Here is a 24,059-nt window from a genome sequence, read left to right on the forward strand (position 1 = left end):
CCATGGGCCGGAAACAGATACAGAGGGTGTATCGGCGATCAGTGCGTAACCTTTGGCCCCTGCACGCCAGCCGCCGTATCCGGCTGCACCGCGCTTTGCGACCAGGCCGCCAGCTCATCGGCTTCGGTCCAGTCGATCGCTTCCAGCTTCTCGGTAAGAGCATGGGCCAGCACTTCATCGACATGGCTCACCGGCACGATTTCCAGCCCGGAGGTGATGTTGTCCGGGATCTCGACCAAATCCTTGCGGTTTTCTTCCGGGATCAGAACCTTGGTAATGCCGCCGCGCAGCGCCGCCAGCAGCTTTTCCTTGAGGCCGCCGATCGGAAGCACGCGGCCACGCAGCGTAACCTCGCCGGTCATCGCAACTTCGCGGCGGACCGGAATGCCGGTCAGCGTCGAGATGATCGCCGTCACCATGCCCACGCCCGCCGATGGCCCGTCCTTCGGCACCGCCCCTTCGGGCAGGTGGATGTGGACGTCCTTGCGCGCAAAAAGGCTGGGCTTGATGCCATAGCTCGGTGCGCGCGCCTTCACGAAGCTGAGCGCGGTCTGGATGGATTCGTTCATCACATCGCCAAGCGTGCCGGTGGACCGGATCTGGCCCTTGCCGCTGACGGTCACGGCCTCGATGGTCAGCAGTTGCCCGCCAACCTCGGTCCATGCCAGCCCGGTGACCGCACCGATCTGATCCTCTTCCTCGCCGATATCGTGGCGGAATTTGCGCACACCGGCAAAATCGGAGAGATTATCCGGCGTCACCGTCATCCGCTCATATTTCTTCTCGAGAATACCGCGCAGCACCTTGCGGGCCAGTTTGGCAATCTCGCGTTCCAGGGTGCGGACACCGGCTTCGCGCGTATAATAGCGGATCAGATCGCGCAGGCCGTCTTCGGTCAGCTCGAACTCGCCTTCGGCAAGCCCGTGCGCATCGAACTGCTTTTCGATCAAATGGCGCTTGGCAATCTCGACCTTTTCGTCCTCGGTATAGCCTTCCAGCCGGATGATCTCCATCCGGTCCAGCAAGGGCTGCGGCAGGTTCATCGTATTGGCGGTGCAGACGAACATGATGTCCGAAAGATCGATGTCGATTTCCAGATAATGATCCTGGAACTTGCCGTTCTGCTCCGGGTCCAGCACCTCGAGCAGCGCAGAGGCAGGATCGCCGCGGAAATCCTGGCCCAGCTTGTCGATCTCATCGAGCAGGAACAACGGGTTCATCGTGCCGGATTTTTTCAGGTTCGACACCACCTTGCCCGGCAGTGAGCCGATATAGGTGCGCCGATGCCCGCGGATTTCCGCCTCGTCGCGCACGCCGCCCAGCGACTGGCGGACAAATTCGCGTCCGCAGGCCTTGGCAATGGAGCGCCCGAGCGAGGTCTTGCCCACACCGGGCGGGCCGACGAGGCACAGGATCGGCCCCTTCAGCTTGTTGGTGCGCGCCTGAACCGCCAGATATTCGACGATCCGGTCCTTCACCTTTTCCAGCGCATAATGATCGTCATCGAGCACGTCCTGCGCTTCGGCGATGTTCTTCTTGAGCCGCGACTTCTTGCCCCAGGGCAAGCCAAGCAGCGTATCAAGATAGTTGCGCACAACGGTCGCCTCGGCGCTCATCGGCTGCATGCCCTTCAGCTTCTTCAGCTCGGACTGCGCCTTGGCCTTGGCTTCCTTGGACAGTTTCAGCTTCTCGATCTTGGACGTCAGCTCGGCCAGCTCATCGCCATCCTCGCCGTCGTCCGATCCCAGCTCGCGCTGGATCGCCTTCATCTGCTCGTTCAGATAATATTCGCGCTGGGTCTTTTCCATTTGGCGCTTCACACGGCCCCGGATCTTCTTTTCGACCTGCAGCACGCCAAGCTCGCCCTCCATGAAGGCGAACGCCATTTCCAGGCGCTTCATGATATCCATCTCGACGAGCAGCGACTGCTTGTCGGCCACCTTGATATTGATATTGCCGGCAATGGCATCGGCCAGCGCGGAGGCATCGTCGATCTCGCTAAGCTGCACGGCGGTTTCCGCCGGCAGCTTGCGGTTGAGCTTGGAATAATTGTCGAACTGATCGACCACCGAGCGCATCAGCGCCTGCACGTCCTTGCCCTCGGCCGGCGCTTCCTCGGGGAAATTGACTTGCGCGGCGCAATAGCCGTCCCGCTCGTCAATATCTTCCAACGCGACGCGCTGCTTGCCTTCAACCAGCACGCGCACGGTGCCATCGGGCAGTTTCAGCAGCTGCATGATCGTGGCGGTCACGCCCATTTCATACAGATCGTCGCGGCCCGGATCATCCTCGGCCGGATCGAGCTGTGCGATGAGGACGATTTCCTTGTCGCTCTCCATCGCCTTTTCCAGCGCGACGACGGATTTGTCACGACCGACGAAAAGAGGCACGATCATGCCCGGAAACACAACGATATCGCGCAGCGGCAACAGCGGTAAAGACTGACTCATATCTACTCCCAGCGCCGCAAACTCCCATGCGGCGTAACCCCATATATGGTGGGCGGCCCCGTGCCCTTCAACCGCGCCTCAGAAAGGCAGCTTGAAGCCCGCAGGCAGCGGCAGACCGGCGGTCATATCGCCCATTTCCTTCTGCGCGGCGGCATCGGCCTTGTCGCGCGCATCGTTGAGCGCGGCGGCCACCAGATCTTCCAGCATCTGCTTTTCGCTGGCCACCATCAGACTGTCGTCGATCGCGACCGAGCGGATCGAGCCCTTGGCGGTGGCGACAATCTTGACGAGGCCGCCACCGGCGACGCCCTCGACCTCGATCGTCTCCAGCTTGCCCTGGGATTCCTCCATCTGCTTCTGGATATTCTGCGCCGCTTCCTGCGCGGCCTTGATCATCGATTCCATATCTTTCATGCGCTTGCGCTCCATTGCTGCGGATCATTGTCCGACTGTGTTTCCAGAATGACGGCGTCCGGAAAGGCTTCCAGCGCCGCCTTGACCAAGGGCGATTCCATCAGCGCCTTGCGCGCCGCGTCCGCCTGTTGTCGTTGTTGCTCGGCCTGCGAAGGGGCCGCCTCGCCCGCGCCCTCTCCCACCGTCCAGCGCTCGCCGGTCAGCTTGAACAGGACATCGCGCACATCATTCTCGAACCCGTTGGGCATGCGCCCGGCAGGCTGATAGATCAGCTCCGGCGGCGCATAGCGCACCAGGCGCATGGCGTCGCTCATGATTGCGGCAACCAGCGGTCGCTCGGGCTCCACCAGATCGATCAATGCGGCGAAATCTCCCGGCATGGCCTGTGCCGTGTCGCTGGCGCCGCTCCACGGCGGGCTCTCGCCTGGGTTGGTGTCGCCAGCATCGGGTGCGGACATTTGCGGCGGCGCCGGGGCCGATTCCGGCTCGGCAGGCGCCGGGCCGCCTTCCGTCAGCATTCGCGCCAGCTCACCCGGATCGGGCAAGGTCGCGGCGTGCATCAGGCGCAGCAGCGCCATCTCGCATGCCTGCATCGGCATGGCGGCACCGCGCACCTCATCATGCCCTTTCAGCAGCAATTGCCAGAGACGATGCAGCACGGGGAAGGACAGGCGGTCCGCCCATTCCTTCAGCGCCGCGCGTGCTTCTTCGGATAGCGACGGATCGGCATGGCCCCCCGCTTTGGCAATGGTCACCAGATGCACTTCGGAAAGCAGGCCGGAAAGGATCGCCAGCGGCTCCACCCCCAGGCTATGCTGTTCCTTCAGCGCGCCGAGCATGGCCGCCACGTCGCCGGACAGCAGCAGCCCGAGCAGCCGCCGGATCGCGCCGCGATCGCTCAGGCCCAGCATGTCGCGCACCTGATCGGCGGTAACGCGGCCATCGCCGTCCATATCGGCATGCGCGATCGCCTGATCGAGAATGGACAGCCCGTCGCGCACCGATCCTTCGGCGGCATGGGCGACAAGCTCGACCGCTTCGTCCGCCGCAGTGACGCCTTCCTTCTCGACGATCTCGGCAAAATGCCGCGCCAAGAGGTCCACCGGAATACGCTTCAGGTCGAAGCGCTGGCACCGCGACAGCACCGTCACCGGCACTTTCTGCACCTCGGTCGTGGCAAACAGAAATTTGACATGCGGCGGCGGCTCTTCCAGCGTCTTCAACAGCGCGTTGAAGGCGTTTTTGGACAGCATGTGCACTTCGTCGATAATGTAAATCTTGTAGCGCGCCGACACGGCGGCATAGCGCACCGCCTCGATAATCTCCCGCACGTCGTCCACACCGGTATGGCTGGCGGCGTCCATCTCGATCACATCGATATGCCGCCCCTCCGCAATCGCGCGGCACGGTTCGCAGACACCGCAAGGGCTGATCGTCGGGCCGCCCTGCCCGTCCGGACCGATGCAGTTGAGCGCCTTGGCGATCAGGCGCGCAGTCGACGTCTTGCCGACCCCGCGCACGCCCGTCATCAGAAAGGCATGGGCCAGCCGGTCGCGCTTGATGGCGTTGGCCAGCGTCTGCACCATCGCATCCTGGCCGATCAGCGCATCGAAACTTTGCGGCCGATATTTACGCGCCAGCACCCGGTAAGCCGGGTCCGTGCCGGTCACCGTTTCGGGCACGCTGGCCGCCGCGGGGGCGGCAGCAGGCGGCGGCGCGGCGGGCTCGGGCAGGCCAAGGCCCAGCGCATCCTCCGGCATATCGGGATCGCGCGGCGTCAGATCGAGATCGTTGGAATCAGGCATCGAGGCGCAATGTAGGGTGGCAAATGCCCCCTGTCGAACCGCGCGCGGCAAAATCCGTGGATAAACGGTGCCGCGCTGTCGCGCGCATCGTGCAGTGCACTGACCTGTCAGGAAAAGTAGGAGCCGGACGACCCGCAGCGAATATCGTTACGGCTGCTTCCGTCAGGACCTGACCGGGTTGGCGAATGCCACGTCCGCCCGACTCCCGAACGGCATATGGCGAAGACCCGGCGCGAATGCAAGATCAGCGATCGGCTGCAATTCCGCTGGCCGCCAGGGCCGCCACTTTGGCGATGGCCGCATCCGCCGCTGCCGCATCGGTGGCCGGACGATCGAGATAGACCGCAATGACATAAGGCTCCGTGCGCGGGCTCGGGCGCACCACCGCCACGTCATTATAGGCCGGGTTGGGAAAGCCGCAGGTCCCGGTCTTGTCACCGACCACCCACCGCGCGGGCAGGCCGGCACGAATCCGCGCGCCGCCCGTTTCGCTGGCACGCAGCCATGTTTCCAGCTGCGCTTTGGAGATGTTGTTCAGTCGGTTTCCGGTCAGCAGCCGATGCAGCGTCTTGCCCATCGCGGCGGGCGTGGTGGTGTCGCGCATGTCTCCGGCCGCATTCTCGTTGAGATCCGGCTCCAGCCGCGATGGCCAGCTCACCTTGTCGCCGGTCGTGCGCAGCCACTGGAACAGTGTGCCCGGCCCGCCGACCAGATCATAAAGCAGATTTGCCGCGCTGTTATCGCTCAGCGAAACCGCCGCGCCCGCCGCGCCGCCCAGCGTGACCGAGCCGACGGCGGCATATCGCTCGACATAAGGCGAATAGCCGACCAGATCGGCCGGATCGAACGCCAGTGGCTGATCGAGATCGTAACTGCCCTGCTGAACGCCTTCCAGAACCATCGCGGCCAAGAGCGTCTTGAATGTCGAGCACATCGCAAACCGCTCATCGGCGCGATAGGCCAGCAAGGATTTACCGTCCGCATCGACAACGAAAGCGCCGAGGCGCCCGCCGGTTTCCGTCTCGATCGCGACCATCTGCGCCCCCAAATCGGACGGCGGGGCGAAAAACGGTTTGGGCGCAAGGATTTCCGTTACCGGTGCCAGCACGGAACAGCCACCAAGCCCGGCGCATGCCGCCAGAAGGAGCAGCCGGCGCACCCCGTCAGACCCCCTGCATGTTGCGGCTTTCGCCCGGAATGCGCACCGTCAGCCCGTCGAGCTGCTCGGTCAGGTCGATCTGGCAGCTCAGGCGGCTGGTGCGGCGTGCCCCGGCGGCCAGATCGAGCATATCCTCTTCTTCCTCGCTGGCGGGCGGCAGCTTGTCGAACCAGTTCGCATCGATAATGACATGGCAGGTGGAACAGGCCATCTGCCCCTCGCAGGTGCCTTCCAGCGGCTGGCCATTGGCCTGGCCCAGCCGGAGCAGATTATCGCCCGGCGCGCCTTCCACATGCTGCTCGGTTTCGCCATCGCTCGACAGGAATGTAACTTTCACCATATGCCTTATTGCGCCTTTGCGGCCCGATTGATCAAGTCCGCAGCAATCCGCAGATCCTGCACGCTGCTATACCGCCCGAAACCGAGACGGATGGAGCTTCTGATCTGCGTATCGGCGAGACCGAGCGCTTCCAGCACGTGGCTGGGGCGGCCCGACCCGCTGGCGCAGGCCGATCCGGCGGAAAACAGCACGCCGCGCACGTCGGACATCAGCCTGCCGACGTCCAGCCCGTCCCGGCGAATGTTCAGATTTCCGCGATAGCGCTGCCCGGTCGACCCGTTGACCGTCCAGTCGGCGAACAGCGCGGATGCCTCTTCCCACAGCCGGGCCACATGCTCGGCATCCTCTTTGCGGCGCACGCGCGCAATTGCGGCGGCGGCACCAAAGCCTGCGCACAAGGCCGGCGACAGCGTGCCCGATCGCAGCCCCTGCTCCTGCCCGCCGCCATGCATCAGCGGTTCGATCTGCACGCGATCGCGCAGCCACAGCGCGCCGATGCCCTTGGGGCCGTGGATCTTGTGCGCGCTGATCGCGATCATGTCCGCCATCACAGGCAGCGCGATGCGGCCATAGCCCTGCACGGCATCGCAGAAGAACAGCGCGCCCGCGCCATGGGCCATATCCGCCAGGGCATCGAGCGGCTGGATCACGCCGATTTCATTGTTGACCGCCATGGCCGCCACGATGGCGGTATCGTGATCGATGGCCGCGCGCGCCGCCTCCAGATCGACCAGTCCGTCCGGCCCAACCGGCAAAAGGACAAGCCTGTACCCTTCTCGTTCCAGCCAGAAAGCCGTGTCGCGGACGGCGGCATGCTCGGTGGCGATGGTCACGATGGTGCGGCGCTGGCCCGAACGCATGGCCCCGATCAGCCCCATATTGATCGCTTCGGTCGCCCCGCTGGTGAAGATGGTTTGCCCGCCGTCCGGCAGTAATCCGCTCACCTGATCGCGCGCCACTTCCACCGCCGCTGCCGCCTGCCGCCCGCCGCCATGGCTGCTATGCGGGTTCCAGAAGCCCGCATCGATCCAGTGGCGCATGGCATCGGCGGCCTCCGGGGCCATCGGCGTGGTCGCCTGATAATCGAGATAGATCGGATCGCTCATGGGGTCATCTGCTTCCAGAGGGTCAGAAACCGATCGATATCGGTCTCGCTGGTTTGCGGGCCGAAGCTGACGCGCACCACCTCGCCCGCCGCCTCGGCGCTCCAGCCCATGGATGTCAGCACATGGCTCGGCTTGATCGTACCGGAAGAGCAGGCGCTGCCAGCCGAAACGGCGATACCGGCCATGTCGAAGCGTACCAGCTGCGCCTGTGCGCTTTTGCCCGGCATGCGATAGCTGGCGATCATGGGCAGCCGCGGCGTGCTGTGCGCCACCACCTCCCCGCCCGCCGCTACGATCTCGTCGTCCAGCATCGCGCGCAGTTTTGCGGCGCGCGCCAGCCAGCCGAAATCCTGTTCCAGCGCGACCGCCATGCCGATGGCACCCGGTACATTCTGCGTGCCCGCGCGATAGCCTTGCTCCTGCCCGCCGCTCGGCCGGAGCAGCGACAGATCGCGGAGCAAAAGCGCGCCGATGCCGGGCGGGCCACCGAACTTATGCGCGGAAATGGCGATCACATCGGCGGCTGTGGGAAGCGGCAGCTTGCCTGCGCTTTGCGAACAATCGGCAAACAGCTTGCCCTCGTTCAGCCGGACGATCTGCGCGATATCGTCCAGCGGCTGAATGACCCCGGTCTCATTATTCACCTGCTGCACGGCAAACAGCCCGCCGGGGCTATGCGCCGCAAATTCGCTCAGATCCTCGAACGCGATCACGCCGTCTGGCTCGACCGGCAGACGAAAGGCATCCGGGGCCGCGCGCAGCACGGCGTCATGCTCGGTCGCGCCCACGGCATGCGCCGGGACGGACGCGCGCTGCAAGGCGATGGAGATGGATTCGCTGGCTCCGCTGGTGAGGATCAGCTCGCCGTCCCAGTCCAGCGCTTTTGCGATGCGCGCCCGCGCTTCTTCCAGCGCGCGCCCGGCGCTGCGCCCGGCAGCGTGCGGGGAGCTGGGGTTGGCCCAGCGTTCCATCGCGTCGTTCATCGCCTCACGCACCGCCGGAAGCACCGGCGTGGTGGCAGCATGATCGAGGTAGAGCGGGCAATTGGTCATGAACGTCCATCTTTATTGCAGTTTGCGTGGCAAATTCTATATAGCGGATCAATTATCGCTCCGTCCGTCCGGACGAGACGCCCCCTCTTAGCGGACTATTCCTCCCATGCCCGAAGTCATTATTCCCGGTCCCGAAGGACGGCTCGAAGGCCGTCTTGCACCAGCACCGCGTCCACGCGCGCCGGTTGCGATGATCCTGCATTCCCACCCCAAGGCGGGCGGAACGATGAATGAGCGGATCACCCAGAACCTGTTCAAGACGTTCAAGGCGCGCGGGTTCCTCACGCTGCGTTTCAACTTTCGCGGCGTCGGCCGCAGCCAGGGCGAATTCGACAACGGCATTGGCGAGCTTAGCGACGCTGCCTCCGCGCTGGACTGGGTGCAAAGCTTTCATGAAGAAGCGCAGACCACCTGGATCGCAGGCCACAGCTTTGGCGCGTGGATCGGCATGCAACTGCTGATGCGCCGTCCGGAAATTCGCGGCTTCATCTCGATCAGCCCGCCGGCCAACATGTATGATTTCAGCTTCCTGGCCCCCTGCCCCAGTTCCGGCATCATCATCCAGGGCAAGGAAGACGATATCGTCACGCCCGTGGGCGTGCAGAAGCTGGTCGACAAGCTGCGCACGCAAAAACACATCACCATCCACCATGACGAAATTCCGCGCGCCAATTTCCTGTATGATGGAGAACAGGACGCGCTGATGGCCTCGGTCGACAATTATCTCGACATGCGCCTGGACCCCAATTCACCGATCAAATGAGCCGGTGACACCGGCCATGGAATTGGCCTTCAGGACGCGTCGGCGGCGCGTCCTGCCAGCGTCTCGCCGCTTCTGGTCGGCACCGACCAGATCGCCAGATTGGCAAACATGACCAGCGCCGCGATCACCATGAGCAGCACCTTTTTGCGCTCTCCACCACGGCGGTGCAGCGCATAGGCACCGGCCAGCAGCGCGATGCCGGCGATCATCAGGACGGACAGGATTGCATTGGCCATGCAGCATGACCTAGCCGATTGCGTGCCGCATCGCCATATGCTGCGGGCAATAGGATAAGGGCCATATAGCGGTTGGCGTGCTGGCGCGGCGTCGCTAGATGGTGCGCCAACGGACTCGCCCGATCAGCACGAGGAGCATTTATGCGTGTCGCCATCGCTTCCGACCATGCCGCCATCGAGATGAAAGCCGCGCTCGCCGACATGATGCGCGAAGCCGGCCATGATGTGGTCGACCTTGGCCCTGCCGACAGCAGCAGCGTGGATTATCCGCTCTATGGCTACAAGCTGGCCGAGGCCGTGGCATCCGGCGCGGCGGAACGCGGCGTGGCATTGTGCGGATCTGGCATCGGCATTTCCATCGCGGTCAATCGCAACCCCGATTGCCGCAGCGCGCTCGTGTCCGAGCCGCTGTCCGCCGAGCTCGCGCGTTCGCACAACAACGCCAATATCATCGCCATGGGCGCACGGCTCATCGGCATCGAACAGGCCAAGGCCTGCCTGAACGCTTTCCTCACCACCGATTTTCTGGGCGACCGTCATCAACGCAGGGTCGACCAGCTCAGCAACCCACCTGCCCAGGAGAATGCCCGATGAGCACCGTTATCGACCGCAAGATTCGCCCCGATGGCTTCTTCGATTCCGCGCTAGTGAAATCCGACCATGCCGTGGCGGAGGCGATTTCCGCCGAATTGCGGCGCGAGCGCAGGCAGATCGAGCTGATCGCATCGGAAAACATCGTCAGCCAGGCCGTGCTGGAAGCCCAGGGCTCCGTGTTCACCAACAAATATGCCGAGGGTTATCCGGGCAAGCGCTATTATCAGGGATGCGCGCCATCGGACACGGTGGAGAAACTGGCGATCGATCGCGCGAAAATGCTGTTCGATTGCGCTTATGCCAATGTCCAGCCGCATTCGGGCGCGCAGGCCAATGGCGCAGTGCTGCTGGCCCTGATCAAGCCGGGTGACACCATATTGGGCATGAGCCTCGATGCCGGCGGCCATCTTACCCACGGCGCGGCGCCGTCCATGTCGGGCAAATGGTTCAACGCCGTGCAATATGGCGTGCGCGAAGACACGCATCTCATCGATTATGACGAAGTCGAGCGGCTGGCACTGGAACACAAGCCGCAGCTCATCATCGCTGGCGGCTCTGCCTATCCCCGGCATATCGATTTCCCGCGCTTCCGCGAGATTGCCGACAAGGTAGGCGCCTATCTGCAGGTCGATATGGCCCATTTCGCCGGACTGGTGGCCGCGGACATGCATCCCAGCCCGCTGCCGCACGCCCATGTCGTCACCACCACCACGCACAAGACGCTGCGCGGGCCGCGCGGTGGCATGATCCTCTCGAACGACGAGGCGCTGGGCAAGAAATTCAACAGCGCCGTTTTCCCGGGTCTGCAGGGCGGACCGCTCATGCATGTCATCGCCGCCAAGGCGGTGGCCTTCGGAGAGGCGCTGCGCCCTGAATTCCGCAGCTATTCGGCGGCGGTGATCGAAAACGCGCAGGCGCTGGCACAGCGGCTGAAGGATCGCGGGGCGGATCTGGTCGCGGGCGGCACGGACACGCATGTCGCGCTCGTCGATCTGCGCCCGCTCGGCGTGACCGGGCGGGATGCGGACGAGGCGCTGGAGCGCGCTTCGATCACCTGCAACAAGAACGGCATCCCCTTCGATCCGCTGCCGCCGACCAAGACCAGCGGCATCCGCGTCGGCTCACCCGCCGGCACCACGCGCGGCTTCGGCATCGCGGAGTTTCAGGAAATCGGCGACATGGTGGCCGATGTGCTGGAAGGCCTGCGCGACAAGGGCGAAGAGGGCGATCCGAAGGTGGAAGCCGATGTAAAGAAGCGCGTCGAGGCGCTGTGCGATCGCTTCCCGATTTACGAAGGCCAGTAAGGCCGATCTGAAAGACCGCCATGCGCTGTCCCTATTGCGCCCATGACAACAGCCAGGTGAAGGATAGCCGCCCCAGTGAAGACGGGGCGGCCATCCGGCGGCGGCGGCAGTGCGAAAGCTGCGCTGCGCGTTTCACGACCTTTGAGCGTATTCAGCTGCGCGATGTCACCGTGGTCAAAAGCGAGAACCGCCGCGAAAGCTTTGATCGCTCCAAGCTGGAAAAATCGATCGCGCTCGCCTGCCGCAAACGCACGGTGCCGCAGGAGCGGATCGATCAGCTGGTGTCCGGCATCCAGCGGCAGCTGGAAACCAGCGGCGACAGCGAAGTGCCCGCCGGGCGCATCGGCCAGATGGTGATGGAAGGGCTGCAACAGCTCGACAGCGTGGCCTATATCCGCTTCGCTTCGGTCTACAAGGACTTCACCGAGGCGCGTGATTTCGAGGAATTTGCAGGCACGGTGAAAGATATCGGCCAAGGCTGATCGTGATGCCGCCGGATTCTTTCGGCCATGCGAGACCTTCCGAACTGTAACCTTCCAAATTTCGGCCCTCCAAAATCTGGCCTTCCGATGTTTAGCCAGCGCGCTTATATCGGACGTCCGATGGCCAAGCGTCTTTCCATTGTATGCGGTCTTTTGCTCGTCGCGCTTTTTGCCGGACTGCTCGGCGCCAAGCTGCTTGGCGGCCCTTTCACCTCCGGCCGGGCGTCGGACGATCGGGTCCAGACCGAGCGTTATGCGCTGGGCCGGGATATCTACCATCAGGATGATTACGCGGTCGATACGCGCTATGCACCCTATACCCCCGGTGAAAAGCGCATCGCGAAACCCACCGTGGCCGGGGCGCGAGCGATCGAGCCCTATGAAGCTGCCCGGCCGGCGCACCGGATCGAATTTTCGATGGACGACGGCAATTTCATGGAGGCACAGGACCTGCCCCGCAGCGACTATGGCATGATCGATCCGCCCGCCCCCGCCAGAACGGACCGCGCGCGGCCATCGACCCAAGCGGACACGGATGGCCCGGAAAATCTGCTGCCGCGCGGTTACACCCGAACCGAAACGCCATCCACCCGCATCGCGCCGGCACCGGAGCGGTCTGTCCGGAAAGCCGATCCGGTGGCCGATACCGAGCAGCGGATCATGGATATCGCAACCGGACGGTCCGGGAATACCGCCCCCGGCAACGGGCGCCCGGACGATTCGCCGGACCCTGCCAGCATCGGCGAACAATAGCCCCAGCGCGCCCCGCCGGCCCGCAAACGGAACCTCAAGAACATCAGCGACGTTATCTTTGGCGAACCCGCTTTATGGATGGACGAATGATGACCCTGGGTCGGCTGACGATGCGCTTTCTGACATTGACCGCCGCACCATCGGCCCTCGCCGCCATCATCGCGATGTTCAGCTGCAGCTGATCTGGGCCGATAAAGCGATCACACATCACTTAAATCGAAGGAATATGAAATCATGGCGATGACCAATTGGGGCTCTGCCCGCTACGAAGGCCTTGGCAAATCCGGCAAGGGCCATGTGTCCACCCAATCGGGCGCGCTCGAAAACCAGCCTTATGGCTTCAACACGCGCTTCGAAGATGCGCCCGGCACCAATCCGGAAGAGCTGATTGGCGGTGCCCATGCCAGCTGCTTCACCATGGCATTGTCCTTCGCGCTGGCCGATGCCGGTTTCAAGGACGGCGTTCTGGATACCAAGGCCGTGGTCACGCTGGAAAAAGACGGAGACAGCTTCAAGGTCTCCAAAAGCGAGCTTACGCTGACCGCCCAGATCGCCGATATTCCGGAAGACAAGTTCGCCGAGATCGCCAATGGCGCGAAGAAGAATTGCCCGATCTCCAAGCTGCTCAATTGCGACATCACGCTGGAGCACACGCTGAACAGCGAATTTTCCGTCGGCTGACCGAGCAATCCCGAAAGACTGATCGGGGGCCGTGCCATTGGGCGCGGCCCTTTTTTTATGGGTGATCGCATTCCCACGATCCGCCCGATCAAATCGGCGATGGCCCAAAAGGAAAACGGCCCCTGAGGCATGCCCAGAGACCGTTTTCTCATCACTCCGGCTGGAGCTGGGAGAGGAGGAGGAGGAAAGCCACCCGCCGGAGGAAGGGCCGGTTGTTACCGGCGATGCAGCCTACATATGCCGCGCTGCGGCAAAGACAATTGCAGCTTGCTTGCCTCCAATTGCGGAAACCGCAACCCTGCTCTCCTCTCTCTTATTTCCGGTGCGGGCTGCCATAATCCGGCTTGCCGCCATCATCGTCCGGATAGGCGTCCGGCGTCGTGGTCGACTGCGTATCGGCCGCGCCGTCCGGGCCTTGCGGCTTGTTCGGGGTAACGGGCTCTGCTGGCCCTTCCGGCGCGTCAGGCTTTTCGCCCTGCGCATGATTTCCATATCCGCTGCCGCTCATCGTGCATTCTCCTTATTTTCGGACGAGTCCTCGTCCATCATGTCGACGATGTCCTGGTCCGGCATGGTGCCGACCGGGTGCAGTTCCTCTTCCACCGCTTCGCCTTCGGTGATCGACTGGCCACGATCGGGCGTCAGATCATCGACGATGGCGCCGTCCTTGTGATTGCGACCTTCCGTTTCCAGAATTTCGGCACGCTGCGAGGGATCATAGCCCTCCAGCTCTTCGGTTTCGTTCGCATTTTCATCGGGATGCCTAGGCATGATCATTTCCTTTCATTCCCGTGGACAACGGCGGGGTGCGCCTTGGCGTTCCCTCACCATCCCCGCAAACCGGTCAGCTGGGATCGATGCTGTTGTGCGGCAGCCCTGCATCGACGATGCCGCCGTCCACCGTAACGGTTGAACCGATGACATAATCGCCCGCGCGGCTTGCCAAATAGATGGCCGCGCCAGCCATATCCTCCGGCTCGCCGATCCGACGGGCCGGAATGCCCTTGGCCACGGCGTCGCCAAAGTCGCGCGCCGCCTTGTTCATGTCCGACTGATAGGCCCCCGGCGCAATCGCGGTTACGACGATACCGTCTTCGATCAAACGCGCGGCCATGCGCTTGGTCAGGTGCAGGATCGCGGCCTTGGACGCCTGATAGCTATAGGTTTCCCAAGGATTGAGCTTGCGCCCGTCGATCGAACCGATGTTGATGACCTTGGCCGGCGAATCCATCGATCCGGCGGCTTTGAGCAACCCATGCAGCGCCTGCGTGAGGAAGAACGGTCCCTTCACATTGACGTCCATCACCTTGTCCCAGCCTTGTTCCGGGAAATTCTCGAACTCCGCGCCCCAGGCGGCACCGGCATTGTTCACCAGGATATCGAGTTTTTCTTCCTTCGCGCCGATAGCCTCGGCCAGTGCGCGGCAGCCCTCGACCGTGCCGACATCGCCGGGAATGGCGATCACCTTGTCGCCAAGCTCGGCCACCGTGGCCTCCAGCTGCTCGACCTTGCGCGCGCTGATATAAACCCGCGCGCAGCCCGCGCCGAGAAAGCCCTCGACGATCATCCGGCCGATGCCACGCGAGCCGCCGGTCACCAGCGCTACCTTGCCGTCGAGCGAGAATAATTTGGGGATGTCCATGGGTCTTCTCCTGAGATTTCTGGTTATCGATGTAGTCGATCAATATGGCGTGATTGTCCGGAAGTTCGCAAAAGACGCGATACGCTCCCAGTCAAACGGGCCACGCTCATCGCCCGCAGCAGCATCATAGCGATTGCGCGCAATGAGCCAGGCCGTGAAACATGGTGCACCGTAGCGCCCCCAGCGGGCTTTAGGACAGGCCCGGCGGACAAAGCGTGATGCCGCCTCGCGGTCAGCCGCCGGTCTTCAGCGTCTCACGGGCGATGATGCTGCGCTGGATCTCGCTGGTGCCTTCATAAATGCGGAACAGCCGCACATCGCGGTAGAAACGTTCGATTCCGTAATCGGCGATATAGCCGGCCCCGCCATAGACCTGCACCGCGCGGTCGGCCACGCGGCCCACCATCTCCGATGCGATCAGCTTGGTTGCCGCGCAGTCCAGCGTGATGCTCTCACCCGCATCGCGCTTGCGGGCGGTCTGTTCCACCAGCGCGCGCGCGGCCATGCATTCGGCCTTGCTGTCGGCGATCTGCGCCTGGATCATCTGAAAGCTGGAGATCGGCTTGCCGAACTGCTGCCGCTCGCTGGCATAGCCCACCATATCTTCGATCAGCCGCTCGGCAGCGCCTACGCAGACGCCGCTGATGTGTAGCCGCCCGCGATCGAGCACGCGCATGGCGACCTTGAAGCCCTCGCCCTCCGCGCCGAGGCGGTTTTCCACCGGCACTTCGACATCGTCGAAATTGACGTCGCAGACATGCGCGCCCTGCTGGCCCATCTTTTTTTCATGCGCGCCAACGGAAAGCCCGGGCAGATCGCGCGGGACGAGGAAGCTGGAGACGCCATGCGCTCCTTCCCCGCCGGTGCGCGCCATGACGGTGAACAAATCGGCCTTATCGGCATTTGTGATGTACCGCTTCGATCCATTGAGGCGGTACACGCCCTTGGCTTCGTCCAGCGTGGCGCGCGTCTTCACGCTACCGGCATCGGACCCGGCATCGGGCTCGGTCAACGCGAAGCTGGTGATCAGCTCTCCGCTGGCAATGCGTGGCAGCCATTTTTGCTTCTGTTCATCGGTGCCGGCCATCACCAGCCCTTGGCTGCCGATGCCGATATTGGTGCCGAAGCTGGACCGCATGGCGGGCGAGGTATGCCCCATCGCAATGGCCACGCCGATCTCCTCGGCCATGGTCAGGCCGATGCCGCCATATTCTTCCGGAATCGTCAGCCCGAACAGGCCAAGTTCCTTCATCTCGTCGATAACGTCCTGCGGGATCTCGTCCTTATCGCCCACCTGCCCTTCCAGGGGACGCAGGCGTTCGGTGACGAAACGGCTGACCGTTTCGATGAGCTGATCATAGGTGTCTTTATCGAGGGGCACGTCTGTTTCCTAATGTGATTGCGCGGGCAGCTGCGGCATGGCCTGCCCTAGTAACCGCTAAGCTCTGCCACGCGGTTGGCATGATAATTGGCATCGCCCATATATTCGGCCAGCGCGCGATCGCGCTTCATGAACAGGCCGATATCATATTCATCGGTCATCCCGACGCCGCCATGCATCTGCACGCCTTCGCGCACGGCCAGATCGGACGTGATGCCGGCCTTCGCCTTGGCGATGGAGACCCAAAGCTCCGCATCGTCGCTGCCTTCATCCAGAAGCTGTTGCGCCTTGAGCACGGCAGCGCGCGCAATTTCCATCTCGCTATAGAGATGCGCCGCGCGATGCTGCAGCGCCTGGAATTCGCCGATCAACCGGCCGAACTGCTTGCGTTCCTTGAGATAGGTTACGGTGCGGTCCATCGCGCCGGTGCCCACGCCGATCAGCTCGGACGCCGAACCGGCACGCGCGGCGGCCAGCACCTTGCGCAGCACCGTCCAGCCCTCGTCCACTTCGCCGACCACCGCATCTGCCGTCACTTCCACGCCGTCGAAATCGACATGGGCTGCCATGGCGCTGTCGACCAGCCGGGCGCTTTCCATGCGCATATTGGCGGCATCCTTGTCGACCGCGAACAGGGTGATGCCCTGCGTCTCACCAGCGGCGCCGCCGGTGCGCGCGGCCACGATCAGTGCGTCCGCGCTGCCGCCCTGCAGCACGAACTGCTTGCGGCCGCTAAGCTTGAAGCCATTGCCGGCGCGCTCCGCCTGCATCGCAATGCGCTCGGGCCGGTGCTTGCCGCCCTCGTCTATCGCCATGCCGAGCACGGTTTCTCCGGCCACGATGCCGGGCAGATATTTCTCGCGCAGGGCCGATCCCGCTTCGTTCAGCGCGGTAACGCCGGCCACCGCGGTGCCCAGAAACGGCGAAGGCGTCAGATTGCGGCCAATCTCTTCCATGACCACGCCAGCCTCGACATGGCCCATGCCGAGCCCGCCATCGTCCTCGCCGACGAGGATGCCGGTAAAGCCCATCTCGCCGAACTTTCGCCACAGATCGTGACTGAACCCGTCCTTGCAGTTTTTGTCGCGGAATTCGCGCAGATGCGCGACGGGCGCCTCGTCCGCCATGAAGGGCCGTGCGCTGTCCTGCATCATGGCCTGATCGTCGTTGAGATAAAGTGGCATTGGTGATGTCCTCTGAATGTTTCCCTTCCCGTTCATGGGAGGGGCAATGAGACCAGGGGCCGTTGGCGGCATCCGGTCGCAGCGGTGTGGGCCTGCAGCCTGGCGCACCAGGACCGCAGCCCACCCCCGCCCCCTCCTGCGATCAGGAGGGGGAGATAATGATTACGCCCCCGGCAGTTCCAGAATGCGCTTGGCGACCACATTGAGCATGATCTCACTCGTGCCGCCTTCGATGCTGTTGGCCTTGGTGCGCAGCCAGCTGCGGGGACGCCCGCCCTCGTTCGAGCGCTCGCTTTCCCATTCCAGCGCGTCCGATCCGCCCGCCTCCATGATCAGCGCATGACGGCGCTTGTTCAGCTCCGTGCCTGCATATTTCAGCATATTGGGTTGGGCGGGATGCCCCTTGCCCGCCTTCATCTCATCGGTGAAACGCTCGCTCATCGCGGTGAAGGCCAGCGCATCGACGTCGAACATGGCGAGCTGCGCGCGCAGGATCGGGTCGTCCAGCTTGCCGGCATCGTCCTTGCCGACCGTTTCGGCCAGGACCGCTCCGAGCGATCCCGCGCGGTCTCCGCCACCGGTGCCGGAGATCATCTCGCGTTCATGACCCAGCAGATATTTCGCCACGTCCCAGCCGCGATTTTCCTTCCCGACGATCTGGTCCTTGGGCACCTTCACGTCATCGAAAAAGGTCTCGCAGAACGGGCTGTTGCCGCTGATCAGCTTGATCGGCTTGGTCGTGACGCCGTCCGATTCCATGTCGAACAACAGGAAGCTGATGCCCTGATATTTGTTTTCCTTGTCGGTACGGACCAGGCAGAAGATCCAGTCCGCCTTGTCGGCATAGCTGGTCCAGACCTTCTGTCCGTTGACCACCCAATGATCGCCCTCATCCTTGCCATAGGTCTGCAGCGAGACGAGGTCCGAGCCGCTGCCCGGCTCCGAATAGCCCTGGCACCAGCGGACTTCGCCGCGCGCGATGGGCGGCAGATAATGCTTCTTCTGCTCTTCGGTGCCGAAATGCAGCATGGCGGGCCCGAGCATGGAGATGCCGAAGCTGTTCAGCGGATTGCGTGCATTGATGCGCCCCATTTCCTGCCGCAGGATCTTGGTTTCTTCGGGCGAAAGACCGCCGCCGCCATAATCCTTCGGCCAGTCCGGCACGGTCCAGCCGCGCCCCGCCATGGCATCCAGCCACTGCTTTTGCGCTTCGTTCTTGAAGGTCCAGTTGCGCCCGCCCCAGCAGATATCGTCTTCGCTCTGCACCGGCTGGCGCATTTCGGGCGGGCAGTTTGCCTCCAGCCAGGCGCGGGTCTCGGCGCGGAATGTGTCCAGATCGCTCATGTCTTCGGTCTCCTTTGGGCGGCGCCTTTTGGAACGCGGCCATCTTCCCCGCAATTGCACCAAATTCGGGGCCGCGACGCAAGGGTTCGTTTTGCTTTTTCGAAAAAAGGGTATGGCGAATGCGATTGACGCACATGCTGGCGCGCGTCAGCATGGGGCAGAAAAAAGAACATAAAACAAATCTTGAAAAAGGAGGGGCGGCAATCGCCACGACTATCCATATCGCGCCCAGCGCGCCCGTTCCGCTTGGCACCAAGCTGGCTTACGGGTTCGGCGCGGTCGCCTACGGCATCAAGGATAACGGTTTTTCCGTGTTCCTGCTGCTGTTCTACAACCAGATCGTGGGACTTCCGGCCGACTCGGTGGGCCTCATCATCGGCTTGGCGCTGATTGCCGATGCCTTTATCGATCCGGTCATCGGCAGCCTGTCGGATCGCACCCGAACCAGATGGGGCCGTCGTCATCCGTGGCTCTACGGCTCCGCCCTGCCGATCGCACTCAGCTGGCTGATGCTGTGGAATCCGCCGGAAGCGAGCATGGGCGTGACCCTGGGCTATCTGTTCACGTTCGGGCTGCTGGTACGCGCGTCGCTGTCGTGCAACGAAGTCCCGTCACTGGCGCTGACGCCGGAACTGACCAGCGACTATACCGAGCGCACGCTGGTGGTGCGCTATCGCTATCTGTTCGGTTGGGCAGGCGGCATTCTGATGCTGGCGCTGGCCTATGGCGTGATACTGGTGCCCGGTCCCGGCTATCCCAATGGCACGCTGAACCCCGCAGGCTATCCGCGCTACGCCATGATCGGCGCGCTCATCATGTTCGTCTCCATTCTGGTATCGGCCATCGGCACCCACAAACGCCTTGCCCGCCCGATACCGGGCCGCCCGCAGACCGCCGACAGCATTCGCGATATCGTGGCGACGCTGCGATACAGGCCGTTCATGACCCTGATGATCGCTGCGCTGTTCGGCTATGCCGCGCAGGGCATCACCTTTGCGCTCACCAATTATCTGCTCGAATTCATCTGGCAGTTTTCTGCGGCCCAGTTCCTGATCTTCGCGCTGGTGCTGTTCGGCAGTGCGGTGGTGGCTTTTCTCGTTATCGCGCCGATTGCCAAGCGCACCAGCAAACAGCGGGGCGCGGCGGCCACCGCGGTGGTGGCCGTGTTGTTCGGCAGCGGCGCCTATTGGCTGCGCTTCTTCGGCATAGCGCCGGACAATGGCGATCCCCTGTTGCTGCCGCTGGTGCTGTCGATGATCGGCATCGGCAATGCGGCCTTCATTTCCTCGCTGATCCTGACCGCTTCCATGGTGGCGGACGTTACCGATCACGCCGCCAAAGCCACTGGACGCCAGACCGAGGGGCTGTTCTATGCCGGCTTCTTCTTCGTACAGAAATCGGTCACCGGTCTCGGCATCTTCCTCAGCGGTATGATCTTGGGCGCGGTGGGATTTCCGGAGAAAGCCGCGCCGGGCAGCGTGCCGGACGATATATTGTCCCGCCTGATCCTCGTTTACGGCCTGGCCGTGGCGATCCTCGGCACCCTCTCGGCCCTGTCCTATCTGCGCTATCCGCTATCTGGCCGGGAAGAGCCGGACGCCGAAGGGCTGCAGAAGGTGGCCGCCACTGCCGAGCCGCCCGCCACATAAGCCGATCGCCATACTGCATGCTGGAAAAAGCATCGCCGATCTGTCACTAACCCGGCATAACACTTCAACTGCTTCGTATTTCGAGAGGATGACCTTTTATGGATTTTGACCTGACCGAACGCCAGAGCCACTGGCGCGACCGTATCCGCACCTTCATCGAGCAGAATGTCCGCCCCGCCATTGGCGATGTGCAGGCCGAGATGAACCAGGGCGATCGCTGGAAAGTCATCCAGACCATCGAAAACCTGAAGGAAAAGGCCAAGGGCCAGGGTCTGTGGAACCTGTTCATGCCGCCGAATTCCGGCCAGACGCATGTCGACGACAGCTTCGAATTCGAAGGCCCCGGCCTGACCAATCTGGAATATGCGCTCTGTGCCGAGGAGATGGGCCGAATCGGCTTTGCGTCCGAGGTGTTCAACTGCTCCGCGCCGGATACCGGAAACATGGAAGTGTTCCACCGCTACGGCACGCGCGAGCAGAAGGAGCAATATCTGAAGCCGCTGATGAACGGCGAAATCCGCTCCGCGTTCCTGATGACCGAGCCCGATGTGGCCAGCTCCGATGCGACCAATATCGAGTGCCGGATCGAACGCGATGGCGACGAATATGTGATCAATGGCCGCAAATGGTGGTCCAGCGGTGCGGGCGATCCGCGCTGCAAGATTGCCATCCTGATGGGCAAGACCGATCCGGACGCCTCGCGTCACTCCCAGCAGTCCCAGATCCTCGTGCCGCTGGATGCCGAGGGCGTGGACATCGAACGTTTCCTGCCGGTGTTCGGTTATGACGATGCGCCGCATGGCCATATGGAAATCGCGCTGAAGGACGTGCGCGTACCAGCCAGCAACATCATTCTGGGCGAAGGCCGCGGGTTCGAAATCGCGCAGGGTCGCCTTGGGCCGGGCCGTATCCATCACTGCATGCGCACCATCGGTGCGGCGGAAGAAGCGTTGGAAAAGATGTGCCGCCGCCTGCTGAGCCGCACCGCCTTCGGCAAGCTGATTGCCGAACACAGCGTGTGGGAAGAGCGTGTGGCCCGTGCGCGGATCGATATCGACATGAGCCGCCTGCTCTGCCTGAAGGCCGCCGACATGATGGACAAGGCCGGCAACAAGGCGGCGCAGGCCGAGATCGCGATGATCAAGGTGCAGGGACCGAACATGGCACTGCGCATCATCGACGATGCGATCCAGGCCCATGGCGGCGGCGGCGTGAGCGAAGACTTCGGTCTCGCCAAGGCCTATGCCGGACAGCGCACGCTGCGGCTCGCCGATGGGCCGGACGAGGTGCACAACCGCGCCATCGCCCGCATCGAACTGGGCAAATATGGCGGCAAGGAAGCGATCCAGGCCGCCAAGGCCAGCCGCGCCCAGCCACCTGCCGGCATGCCCGGCTGATCAGGCGCCAGGGCTTATTTATATTGGAGTGTGATTCCGGCGAAGGCCGGAATCACAAATAGCCCCATAATAATCTGATCCGAACGACGCTCTATCCGAGACCCCGGCCTTTGCCGGTGTGACGACAAAAGGAATCCCATGAAAGCCGCTTTGCTGACCGCTCCCAAGACGCCGCTGGAAATCGTCGACGCGCAGACCGACAATCCCATGCCCCATGAAGTGCTGATCCGCACCGTGGCCTGCGGGGTCTGCCGGTCCGATCTCCATTTTGCGGACGGGGCATTTCCGCATCCCATGCCGGTGATCCTGGGCCATGAAGCCGCGGGTGTGGTGGAAAAGGTCGGCAGCGAAGTGACCACGGTGAAGCCGGGCGATCATGTCGTCACCTTCTTCACCGTATTCTGCGGCAAATGCGACATGTGCCTGTCCGGCAAATACACGTTGTGCACCAGCTCGGCCATTCGCCGCCCGGATGGTGCGCCGCCGCGTCTGACGTTGGACGGCGATCCGCTGGCGCAGTTCATCAATCTGTCCGCCTATGCCGAACAGATGCTGGTGCATGAAAATGCCTGCGTGGCGATCGACAAGGAAATGCCGCTGGAAAAGGCCGCGCTGCTGGGCTGCGCGGTGCTGACCGGCGCGGGCGCGGTGTTCAACGACAGCAAGGTGCGGCCCGGCGAGACCGTGGCCATCATCGGCTGCGGCGGCATCGGCCTCAGCGCCATCAACGCGGCGAAAATCGCCGGCGCGGGCCGCATCGTGGCGATCGACCCGATTGCCTCCAAGCGGGAACTTGCCCTGAAAATCGGCGCGACCGATGCGATGGACCCGATGGAAGACAACGCCACCAAGAGCCTGTTGAAATCCAGCGGCGGCGGGTTCGATCATGCCATCGAGTGCGTCGGCCAGCCGGCCACCGCGGAGATGGCGTGGAATATCCTGAAGCGCGGCGGCACCGCCACCATCCTGGGCATGATCGCGCCGGGCAAATCGGTCTCGATTCCGGGCCATACCTTCCTGTCCGCCAAGAAATTGCAGGGTTCGCTGCTGGGCGGCTGCGTGCCCCCGATCGATCTGCCCCGCCTCGTGCAGTTCTATCTGCGCGGCGATCTGGATCTCGATCTGATGGTGGCCGAGGAAATCCGGCTCGATGGCATCAACGGCGCGCTGGATGGCCTGCGGCAGGGCGATACCGCCCGCTCCGTCATCCGGTTCGATTGAGGAGAAACATGGTGAGCGAAGACCTGAACGATACCGTGATCGGCACCATGGACGTGCCGGAGAAGGATCAGCTCGATCGAGCGGCGCTGGACCAGTGGATGCAGGCCCATGTCGAAGGCTATGCCGGCCCCATGGACATATCCAAGTTCAAGGGCGGCCAGTCCAACCCCACCTACCGCATCGATACGCCGGACCGCAGCTATGTGCTGCGCCGCAAGCCCTTTGGCGAACTGCTGCCGTCGGCCCATGCGGTCGACCGGGAATATAAGGTGATCGCCGGGCTGCACCCCACCGGATTTCCGGTGGCCAAGCCCTATGGCCTGTGCACGGACGACGGCGTGGTCGGTTCGATGTTCTACATCATGGAAATGGTACAGGGCCGGTCGCTATGGGACGGCACGCTGCCCGGCATGACGAAGGACGAACGGCGCGACATCTATTTCGCGCTGATCGACACATTGGCAGAGCTGCACCAGACCGATCATGAAGCCGCCGGTCTTGGCGATTACGGTAAACCGGGCAATTATTTCGAACGTCAGGTGGGCCGCTGGACCAAGCAGTATAAAGCCGCCCAGACCGACGATCTGCCGGAGATGGACAAGCTGATCGCATGGCTGCCGCAGACATTGCCGAGCCAGGAGCGCACCAGCATCGTCCATGGCGATTACCGGATCGACAATGTGATCTTCGCGCAAAGCGAGGCGCGGGTCGCCGCCGTGCTGGATTGGGAACTGTCCACGCTGGGCGATCCGATGGCCGATGTCGCCTATCTGCTGATGAACTGGGAAACCGAGAGCGAGGGACGTGCGGGCCTTGCCGGGGTAGACCTGGAAAGCCTTGGCATTCCCACGATGGACGAAATGATCGCGCGCTACGCACAGAAGACCGGCCGATCGAGCATACCCGATCTCAACTGGTATTTCGCGTTCAACATGTTCCGGCTGGCCGGCATCGTCCAGGGCATCAAGAAGCGCATGATCGATGGCACCGCGTCCAGTGCGCATGCCAAGGAAACGGTTGCCCGCATGCCCGATCTTGTCCAGTCCGCCTGGATGTTTGCGCAGCGCGCCGGGGCCGCATGACCGCACATGGTGTGAACATA

Annotated in this window: 24 protein-coding genes and 1 other RNA gene; 10 read left to right on the forward strand and 15 right to left on the reverse strand. The window is 63.1% G+C overall.

The features are described from left to right. Window positions 1-38 precede the first annotated feature (38 nt). From lon to G410_RS0106315, 8 genes are all read right to left on the reverse strand, one after another. On the reverse strand, window positions 39-2,450 hold the full coding sequence (gene lon / locus G410_RS15875) for an endopeptidase La (protein ID WP_022672803.1): 2,412 nt from the start codon (window positions 2,448-2,450) through the stop codon (window positions 39-41). Window positions 2,451-2,528: 78 nt separating this feature from the next. Beyond that, window positions 2,529-2,864: a YbaB/EbfC family nucleoid-associated protein gene (locus tag G410_RS0106290; RefSeq protein ID WP_028971141.1), complete on the reverse strand. Its 336-nt coding sequence runs from the start codon at window positions 2,862-2,864 to the stop codon at window positions 2,529-2,531. After that, window positions 2,861-4,534 (reverse strand): DNA polymerase III subunit gamma/tau, encoded by a 1,674-nt coding sequence (locus G410_RS0106295; protein WP_028971142.1) that lies wholly within the window; start codon window positions 4,532-4,534, stop codon window positions 2,861-2,863. The genes G410_RS0106290 and G410_RS0106295 overlap by 4 nt, the downstream gene beginning before the upstream one ends. Window positions 4,535-4,782: 248 nt before the next feature. Beyond that, an RNA gene (ffs, locus tag G410_RS17670) (signal recognition particle sRNA small type) lies at window positions 4,783-4,878 on the reverse strand. A gap of 35 nt (window positions 4,879-4,913) precedes the next feature. Then, complete coding sequence (gene bla / locus G410_RS0106300; RefSeq protein WP_022672806.1) at window positions 4,914-5,828, reverse strand: class A beta-lactamase; 915 nt, start codon at window positions 5,826-5,828, stop codon at window positions 4,914-4,916. A 4-nt stretch (window positions 5,829-5,832) separates the two neighbouring features. Beyond that, window positions 5,833-6,168, reverse strand: coding sequence for a 2Fe-2S iron-sulfur cluster-binding protein (locus tag G410_RS0106305; RefSeq protein ID WP_022672807.1), 336 nt, complete (start codon window positions 6,166-6,168; stop codon window positions 5,833-5,835). 5 nt (window positions 6,169-6,173) lie between these two features. Beyond that, window positions 6,174-7,274, reverse strand: coding sequence for a cysteine desulfurase family protein (locus G410_RS0106310; protein ID WP_022672808.1), 1,101 nt, complete (start codon window positions 7,272-7,274; stop codon window positions 6,174-6,176). Then, window positions 7,271-8,326, reverse strand: coding sequence for a cysteine desulfurase family protein (locus G410_RS0106315; protein ID WP_022672809.1), 1,056 nt, complete (start codon window positions 8,324-8,326; stop codon window positions 7,271-7,273). The genes G410_RS0106310 and G410_RS0106315 overlap by 4 nt, the downstream gene beginning before the upstream one ends. 106 nt (window positions 8,327-8,432) lie before the next feature. Here G410_RS0106315 and G410_RS0106320 point away from each other — a divergent pair, with 106 nt between their 5' ends. Next, a complete protein-coding gene (locus G410_RS0106320; protein ID WP_022672810.1) occupies window positions 8,433-9,089 on the forward strand; it encodes an alpha/beta hydrolase in 657 nt (218 codons plus the stop codon). 29 nt (window positions 9,090-9,118) lie between these two features. Here the strand turns inward: G410_RS0106320 and G410_RS0106325 are convergent, their stop codons facing one another. Continuing rightward, on the reverse strand, window positions 9,119-9,325 hold the full coding sequence (locus G410_RS0106325) for a hypothetical protein (protein ID WP_022672811.1): 207 nt from the start codon (window positions 9,323-9,325) through the stop codon (window positions 9,119-9,121). Between the two features lie 141 nt (window positions 9,326-9,466). Between G410_RS0106325 and G410_RS0106330 the strand changes: the two genes are divergently transcribed. The 5 genes from G410_RS0106330 to G410_RS0106355 all read left to right on the forward strand — a co-directional run bounded on the left by G410_RS0106330 (window position 9,467) and on the right by G410_RS0106355 (window position 13,139). Then, window positions 9,467-9,919: an RpiB/LacA/LacB family sugar-phosphate isomerase gene (locus G410_RS0106330; RefSeq protein ID WP_022672812.1), complete on the forward strand. Its 453-nt coding sequence runs from the start codon at window positions 9,467-9,469 to the stop codon at window positions 9,917-9,919. Beyond that, window positions 9,916-11,223 carry a serine hydroxymethyltransferase gene (gene glyA, locus G410_RS0106335; RefSeq protein ID WP_022672813.1) on the forward strand — a complete coding sequence of 436 codons (1,308 nt, stop codon included), beginning with the start codon at window positions 9,916-9,918 and terminating at the stop codon, window positions 11,221-11,223. The genes G410_RS0106330 and glyA overlap by 4 nt, the downstream gene beginning before the upstream one ends. Window positions 11,224-11,243: 20 nt before the next feature. Further along, window positions 11,244-11,705 (forward strand): transcriptional regulator NrdR, encoded by a 462-nt coding sequence (gene nrdR, locus G410_RS0106340; protein ID WP_022672814.1) that lies wholly within the window; start codon window positions 11,244-11,246, stop codon window positions 11,703-11,705. Between the two features lie 120 nt (window positions 11,706-11,825). Then, window positions 11,826-12,458: a hypothetical protein gene (locus tag G410_RS0106345; RefSeq protein ID WP_156851872.1), complete on the forward strand. Its 633-nt coding sequence runs from the start codon at window positions 11,826-11,828 to the stop codon at window positions 12,456-12,458. 234 nt (window positions 12,459-12,692) lie between these two features. Continuing rightward, window positions 12,693-13,139: an OsmC family protein gene (locus G410_RS0106355; protein ID WP_022672817.1), complete on the forward strand. Its 447-nt coding sequence runs from the start codon at window positions 12,693-12,695 to the stop codon at window positions 13,137-13,139. A 313-nt stretch (window positions 13,140-13,452) separates the two neighbouring features. On the opposite strand, the gene G410_RS0106360 is transcribed toward G410_RS0106355, so the two are convergent. The 6 genes from G410_RS0106360 to G410_RS0106385 form a co-directional block, all read right to left on the reverse strand. Next, window positions 13,453-13,647: a hypothetical protein gene (locus G410_RS0106360; protein WP_022672818.1), complete on the reverse strand. Its 195-nt coding sequence runs from the start codon at window positions 13,645-13,647 to the stop codon at window positions 13,453-13,455. Beyond that, the gene (locus tag G410_RS15880; RefSeq protein ID WP_156851873.1) at window positions 13,644-13,910 is read right to left on the reverse strand and encodes a hypothetical protein; all 267 of its coding nucleotides are present in this window, start codon (window positions 13,908-13,910) and stop codon (window positions 13,644-13,646) included. Before G410_RS15880 ends, G410_RS0106360 begins: the two co-directional genes overlap by 4 nt. Before the next feature lie 73 nt (window positions 13,911-13,983). Further along, on the reverse strand, window positions 13,984-14,781 hold the full coding sequence (locus G410_RS0106370) for an SDR family oxidoreductase (protein ID WP_022672820.1): 798 nt from the start codon (window positions 14,779-14,781) through the stop codon (window positions 13,984-13,986). Between the two features lie 232 nt (window positions 14,782-15,013). Beyond that, window positions 15,014-16,162 (reverse strand): acyl-CoA dehydrogenase family protein, encoded by a 1,149-nt coding sequence (locus G410_RS0106375; RefSeq protein ID WP_022672821.1) that lies wholly within the window; start codon window positions 16,160-16,162, stop codon window positions 15,014-15,016. Between the two features lie 47 nt (window positions 16,163-16,209). Further along, window positions 16,210-17,346, reverse strand: coding sequence for an acyl-CoA dehydrogenase family protein (locus G410_RS0106380; protein WP_022672822.1), 1,137 nt, complete (start codon window positions 17,344-17,346; stop codon window positions 16,210-16,212). Window positions 17,347-17,508: 162 nt separating this feature from the next. Then, a complete protein-coding gene (locus tag G410_RS0106385; protein WP_022672823.1) occupies window positions 17,509-18,690 on the reverse strand; it encodes an acyl-CoA dehydrogenase family protein in 1,182 nt (393 codons plus the stop codon). Window positions 18,691-18,809: 119 nt separating this feature from the next. On the opposite strand from G410_RS0106385, the gene G410_RS15885 reads away from it, so the two are divergent. From G410_RS15885 to G410_RS0106405, 4 genes are all read left to right on the forward strand, one after another. Beyond that, a complete protein-coding gene (locus G410_RS15885) occupies window positions 18,810-20,339 on the forward strand; it encodes an MFS transporter (RefSeq protein WP_162604079.1) in 1,530 nt (509 codons plus the stop codon). 98 nt (window positions 20,340-20,437) lie between these two features. Continuing rightward, window positions 20,438-21,736, forward strand: coding sequence for an acyl-CoA dehydrogenase family protein (locus G410_RS15890; protein WP_022672825.1), 1,299 nt, complete (start codon window positions 20,438-20,440; stop codon window positions 21,734-21,736). Window positions 21,737-21,874: 138 nt separating this feature from the next. Then, window positions 21,875-22,957 carry a Zn-dependent alcohol dehydrogenase gene (locus G410_RS0106400; protein ID WP_022672826.1) on the forward strand — a complete coding sequence of 361 codons (1,083 nt, stop codon included), beginning with the start codon at window positions 21,875-21,877 and terminating at the stop codon, window positions 22,955-22,957. Window positions 22,958-22,965: 8 nt separating this feature from the next. Beyond that, window positions 22,966-24,039: a phosphotransferase family protein gene (locus G410_RS0106405; RefSeq protein WP_022672827.1), complete on the forward strand. Its 1,074-nt coding sequence runs from the start codon at window positions 22,966-22,968 to the stop codon at window positions 24,037-24,039. Window positions 24,040-24,059: the final 20 nt, after the last annotated feature.

It is taken from the genome of Novosphingopyxis baekryungensis DSM 16222 (genome assembly GCF_000420305.1).
Classification (GTDB): domain Bacteria; phylum Pseudomonadota; class Alphaproteobacteria; order Sphingomonadales; family Sphingomonadaceae; genus Novosphingopyxis; species Novosphingopyxis baekryungensis.